Origin of the sequence: Paratractidigestivibacter sp., assembly GCF_052362415.1 — a bacterium.
Taxonomy (GTDB): Bacteria; Actinomycetota; Coriobacteriia; order Coriobacteriales; family Atopobiaceae; genus Paratractidigestivibacter.
In genome coordinates this window covers 1-2,307 of record NZ_DAWEMK010000178.1, presented here as the reverse complement: position 1 = coordinate 2,307, position 2,307 = coordinate 1, and the positions used below count along the sequence as shown (strand labels likewise).

Below are 2,307 nucleotides of genomic sequence, written 5' to 3'. Positions count from 1 at the left end.
GGGGCCGTGGGAGAGCCGCTCGCCTCCGCGGAGCGGCCGCCGGCCCGCCACGGCAGCGCGCTTCTTGGCTGCTGCGCGGGTGTAAACGCGGGTGTAAAATAAGAGGGTTGACCCCTTGCACGACCGATTGGAGCGCACGATGGAATTCTCTAAGCGACTCGACCTCTTTGGCGCCGAGGTGTTCGCCGCCCTGAACGAGAAGCGCCGCGCGCTCGAGGCCGAGGGGCGCACCGTCTACGACCTTTCGGTCGGCACGCCCGACTTCAAGCCGTCCGCGCACGTCATGGACGCGCTCATCGAGTCCGCGCGCAATACGGACAACTGGAAGTACTCCCTCCACGACAAAGACGAGCTCCTCGACGCCGTCGCCGGCTACTACAAGGACCGCTACGGCGTCGACGGCATCGGCCACGACATGATCATGAGCTGCCGCGGCACCCAGGAGGGCATGCTATGGCCGCTGTCGGCCCTCGTCGACCCCGGCGACCTCGTGCTCGTGCCCGACCCCTGCTACCCCGTGTTCCAGAACGCGACGCTGCTCGCGGGGGCGAAGTGCGCCTACTACCCGCTCACCGCCGACCACGATTTCCTGCCCTACGTCGACGGGATCGACCCGGCGGTCGCCGACGCGGCCAAGGCGATGATCGTCTCGCTGCCGGCGAACCCCGTGGGCTCGGTCGGCACACCTGAGGTCTACGCGAAGATCATCGAGTTCGCCCGCGAGCACGACATCGTGGTCATCCACGACAACGCCTACTCCGACATCGTCTTCGACGGCCCGGCGGGCGGCAGCTTCCTTGCTTACCCCAGCGCGCGCGAGGTCGGCGTCGAGTTCCTCTCGCTTTCCAAGAGCTTCAACGTCACCGGCATGCGCCTGAGCTTCCTCGTCGGCCGCGCGGACATCGTCGCCGCGGCCCGCAAGCTCCGCGGCCAGGTCGACTTCGGCATGTTCTATCCCGAGCAGGACGTGGCCATCGCAGCGCTCACCGGCCCGCGCGAGCAGGTCGAGGAGCAGCGCATGAAGTACCAGGAGCGCCGCGACGCGCTCTGCGACGGCCTCGAGGCCATCGGCTGGGAGCGCCCGAACGCCCATGGATCGATGTTCGTGTGGGCGCGCCTGCCGCACGGCCGCACCGACTCGATGGCCTTTGCGCTCGAGCTCATGGAGAAGTCCGGCGTGATCGTGACGCCGGGCGCGAGCTTCGGCCCGTCGGGCGAGGGCTTTGTCCGCATGGCGCTCGTGATGCCGCCTGAGCGCATCCGCGAGGCCGTGGCCGCCATCGCGTCCGCAGACCTGTAGGGAGGGGCCATGAAGGCAAAGAGGAACGTCGCGACGGTCGAGGGCGCAGCCATCGCGGGCACGGGCGCCGCTCGCGGAAACATGACGCGTCGCGGTTTCTGCGCCGGCGCGCTCGGGATTTTCGGCGCGCTTTCGCTGGTGGGCTGCGGCGGCTCGGGCGCGGGCCTGGCCGGTGGCGACGCCGGCACGAAGGGTGACGGCTCCCAGAAAACCGGTGGCGCTTCTTCCCAGAACACGGCCGAGGGGCCCTACGCCACGGGCACGCACCACGCGAGCATCGAGGTCGAGGGCTTCGGCACCATCGAGTGCGCGCTCAACGCCAACGTCGCGCCCATCACGGTGGCGAACTTCTGCAAGCTCGCGGGCGACGGGTTCTATGACGGGCTGACGTTCCACCGGATCATCGAGGGCTTCATGATCCAGGGCGGCGACCCCAAGGGCGACGGCACCGGCGGCTCGGACCAGACCATCAAGGGCGAGTTCTCGGCCAACGGCGTGCAGAACCCCATCAGCCACGTGCGCGGGACCATCAGTATGGCGCGCTCGCAGGATTACAACTCCGCGAGCTCGCAGTTCTTCATCATGCAAAAGACGAACACCCAGCTCGACGGCCAGTACGCCGCCTTCGGCAGCGTGACCTCGGGCATCGAGGTCGTCGACGCCATCGCGCAAAAGACGCCCGTCCAGGACTCCAACGGCACCGTCGCCGCCTCCGACCAACCGCGCATCTCCAAGCTCACCGTCATCGACTAACCCTCACTGGGCGACACCCATCACTGGGTGACAGTCATTGCGTGCAGCTTTCTGTGACACCCATCATCCGCTGTCACCCAGTGAAGGCGAGTCGGATAGTAGTACGCTCCTTTATATGCAATACCTAATCGCTAAACGGCACAAATTAGGCATTTACGTGCTATAATGCTGTTCGGCGAAAGGAGAAGTGCATGTATTCGGTCGGTGAGTATATCGTTCATCCGGGGCAGGGCGTCTGTAGGGTCGAGGGCGTG

3 protein-coding genes are annotated in these 2,307 nt (G+C 66.6%); all 3 read left to right on the top strand.

The genetic code is table 11. The features are described 5' to 3' along the window. The first annotated feature begins 139 nt into the window (after nt 1–139). The gene (locus ACT84W_RS10605) at nt 140–1,300 is read left to right on the top strand and encodes a pyridoxal phosphate-dependent aminotransferase (RefSeq protein ID WP_444329190.1); all 1,161 of its coding nucleotides are present in this window, start codon (nt 140–142) and stop codon (nt 1,298–1,300) included. A gap of 9 nt (nt 1,301–1,309) precedes the next feature. Beyond that, entirely contained in the window at nt 1,310–2,053 is a 744-nt protein-coding gene (locus ACT84W_RS10600; protein ID WP_444329189.1) for a peptidylprolyl isomerase, read from the top strand. Between the two features lie 191 nt (nt 2,054–2,244). Then, the coding region (locus ACT84W_RS10595) for a CarD family transcriptional regulator (protein ID WP_444329191.1) at nt 2,245–2,307 on the top strand (63 nt) is incomplete at its 3' end.